The 596-nt window shown below is 72.8% G+C and carries 1 protein-coding gene; it reads left to right on the plus strand.

The window, feature by feature from the left end:
* The coding region (locus IF54_RS0138895; protein ID WP_063755024.1) for an SRPBCC family protein at positions 1-432 on the plus strand (432 nt) is incomplete at its 5' end.
* Positions 433-596 lie beyond the last annotated feature (164 nt).

The raw sequence follows: 596 nt of genomic DNA on the forward strand, positions 1-596 counted from the left end.
GAGGTGGACCGGCCCGCGAAGGAGGTGTTCGCCTACCTCGCCGACGGGCGCAACGATCCGCAGTTCAGCCCCAGGGTTCTGCGGATCGAGCGGATTCCGGAGACCCCGACCGCGATCGGCACGGTCTTCCGGAGCACCGTGAAGGACGCCGGCATGAAGACCGCGCGGGAGTTCCGCATCACCGAGTTCGAGGAGCCCGTGCGGATCCGCTGGACCGAGGTGTCAAAGAACAGTGTCGCGGTCCGCGAGGGCGGCTACGACGTGGAGGCCCTGCCAGACGGCCGGACCCGCGTCCGCCTCCACAACGTCCTGGAGGGCCACGGCCTGGGCAGGCTGCTGGTCGGGCTGGCCCTGGCCGCGGCCCGCAAGGACGCCCCCGCCTTCGGTGCCCGGATCAAGGCGGCGGCGGAGACGGCGATCACGGCGGGCTGAGCACCGCAGCGACCCCGGCGGCCGCCGCTGCGTCAGGGCGGGGCGTCGGTGTGCCCGCGATGCTGTTCCAGCAAGGCGTCGAGGTCGGTGAGCCGGTCCAGTCCGCGCACCGCCTGGGTCATCCGCGGGTTGCCCTCCAGACGGGCGCGGTGGCGGTGCAGGAA

This window comes from Streptomyces sp. NRRL B-3229, from assembly GCF_000719505.1.
Classification (GTDB): domain Bacteria; phylum Actinomycetota; class Actinomycetes; order Streptomycetales; family Streptomycetaceae; genus Streptomyces; species Streptomyces griseorubiginosus.